The organism is Roseateles saccharophilus, assembly GCF_004342485.1.
Lineage (GTDB): Bacteria > Pseudomonadota > Gammaproteobacteria > Burkholderiales > Burkholderiaceae_C > Pelomonas > Pelomonas saccharophila.
In genome coordinates, this window is the sequence record NZ_SMBU01000086.1 from 1 (window position 1) to 2,570 (window position 2,570).

General features: G+C 71.9%; 2 protein-coding genes. Both read left to right on the top strand.

Going from position 1 to position 2,570, the window contains the following annotated elements:
- The first annotated feature begins 440 nt into the window (after window positions 1-440).
- Window positions 441-896, top strand: coding sequence for a hypothetical protein (locus EV671_RS26410; RefSeq protein WP_132576876.1), 456 nt, complete (start codon window positions 441-443; stop codon window positions 894-896).
- Window positions 897-916: 20 nt separating this feature from the next.
- Window positions 917-2,419, top strand: coding sequence for an IS21 family transposase (istA, locus tag EV671_RS26415; protein WP_132576877.1), 1,503 nt, complete (start codon window positions 917-919; stop codon window positions 2,417-2,419).
- Window positions 2,420-2,570 lie beyond the last annotated feature (151 nt).

Below are 2,570 nucleotides of genomic sequence, written 5' to 3' on the forward strand. Positions count from 1 at the left end.
TGTGAACGGCGGTCAGGAAGCGCGCTTATTCGGCGGTGAGGACGCGGTTTTGTCTTGAGCCCTGGGAAGGGCCAATTGCAAGTGAGGATGGGAAGCGGGATCGGCAGTGGCCGTCGTTGCGCGTGAGCTGAGGGCCAGGCGGGCGCCCTGCAGGGCGCCCGCCTGGCGGCGGCGCGAGCAGGCGCGACGGATGCGCGTCTTCGAAGGCCCGGTGGTGAGGTAGAACCTCGCCGTGCCCGAGTGGTAGGCGGGCACGGTGCCGGCCCATCGCGTGGCAGCTAAAGCCCGGACGCCGTGCCCTACAACCGCGCCAAGTAGCGGGATGCGAGTGCAGTGTATGCCGCGACATGCGGGCTTACACGCCGCATGCGGCCGGCCATTGGCGTTCCCCGGGAGTCGTTCCGGGGAGCCTGGCCGTCGACCATCCCGCCCGTCTGTTCGTGTGCGCGCGCTGCCGCGTGCAGGTCGTGCTGTGCAGCCGCTGCGATCGTGGCCAGCGCTATTGCGGCCGCGCCTGCTCCGGCGCGGCCCGCCGCGAGGCGCAGCGCGCGGCGGCACAGCGCTACCAGCGCAGCCGCGCCGGCCGACTGGCCCATGCCGAGCGCTCTCGGCGCTGGCGTCAGCGCCAGCGCCAGCGCGAGAACGAACACGGCGCCATTGCCGCTGGCCGCACCCTCCACTTCGTGACGCATCAGGGTTGGCGGGCCGTGGCGCCCGCTGCTCCACTGACCCAGAACGAGCCCGACCACGCGGTGAACGCCACCGCTGGCCAGGCACTGCCGCTTGGCGCGCGCTGCCGGCGCTGTGGCGCACCGCTGTCGCCCTGGGTGCGTCAGGGCTTCGTGCGTCACGGCCTGCGGCGCTGGCCGGCCCGCGTGGTCGATCCCTGTCCCTGAAGTCCTTCGAAGGAGCCGTCTTGGTCATCTCCGCCGACATGAACGCGCAGATCCTGCGCCTGTATCAGGCCGAACGCTGGCGCGTAGGCACCATCGCGCGCCAGTTGCACGTGCATCGCGACACCGTGCGGCGCGTGCTCGCGCAGGCGGGCCTGGCGCCGCCGGCCACGCTGCTGCGACCCAGCCGCGTTGACCCGTTCCGGCCGTTCATCCTGCAGACGCTGGCGAAGTTCCCGACGCTCACCGCGGCGCGGCTGTTCGACATGGTCCACGAGCGCGGCTACCGCGGCAGTCCCGACCACTTCCGCCACCTCGTGGCCACCTTGCGCCCGCGCCCGCCGGCCCAGGCTTACCTGCGGCTGCGCACCTTGCCGGGCGAACAGGCCCAAGTCGACTGGGGTCACTTCGGCCACTTGGCAGTCGGCCGCGCGCGCCGGCCACTGATGGCCTTCGTGATGGTGCTGAGCTACTCGCGCCGGATCTTCCTGCGCTTCTTCCTCGATGCCCGGATGGACAGCTTCTTGCGCGGCCATGTCGAGGCGTTTGCCGCCTATGGCGGCTGTGCCCGGGTCCTGCTCTACGACAACCTCAAGAGCGCCGTGCTCGAGCGCATCGGTGACGCCGTGCGCTTCAACCCCGAGCTGCTGAAGTTCGCGGCCCACCACCGCTTCGAGCCGCGCCCAGTGGCCGTGGCCCGGGGCAACGAGAAGGGTCGGGTCGAACGCAGCATCCGCTACATCCGCGAGGCCTTCTTCGCTGCGCGCGAGTTCGCCGATCTGGATGACCTCAACGCGCAGGCGCGCTCCTGGTGCGAGGGGCTCGCCTCGGATCGGCGCTGGCCCGAAGACGGCGCCTTGAGCGTGCGACAGGCCTTCGAGGGCGAGCGCGCGAGCTTGCTGGCGCTGCCTACGCAGGACTATCCCCTGGGCGAGCGCGTGGCCGTGCAGGTGGGCAAGACGCCCTACGTGCGCTTCGACCTCAACGACTACTCGGTGCCTCACGCCCACGTGCGGCGCACTCTGGCCGTGCTCGCCGACGAGGCGCGCGTGCGCGTGTTCGACGGTGCGGCCGAGATCGCCCGGCACGCACGCAGCTATGACGCGGGCGCACAGATCGAGGACCCCGCCCATGTCGATGCGCTCGTACAGCACAAGCGCCGCGCGCGCGGGCATCGGGGTGTCGACCGGGTCAGCCGCGCGGTGCCGGCCGCATCCAGGCTGCTCGCGCAGGCCGCCGCGCGCGGGGAGAACCTGGGCTCCATCACCGCGGCACTGCTGCGCCTGCTCGACCGTTATGGGGCCTCGGCGCTGCAGGCGGCCATTGACAGCGCGCTGGCCCAGGGCGTGCCGCATCCGAACGCGGTGAGGCTGGCGCTGGAGCGCGCCCGCGAGGAGCAGGGGCTGCCCCCGCCCACGGCGCTGCATCTGAGCGAGGACGTGGCCCGTCGCGACGCGCCCGTGCGCTCGCACGCCCTGGCCAGCTACGACCGAATCGTCTCGGTCGATGAAGGAGAACAGCTGTGAACGCGCCCATGCCGACTCACGCCGGCGAACTGCGCACCCGGGCCACCGAGCTGCGCCTGCACGGCCTGTTGGCCCACTGGGCCGACGTGATGACCGATCCCGAGGCCGCCTCGCGTGTGGCGCAGTGGCTGGACTGGGAGACCCAGGAGCG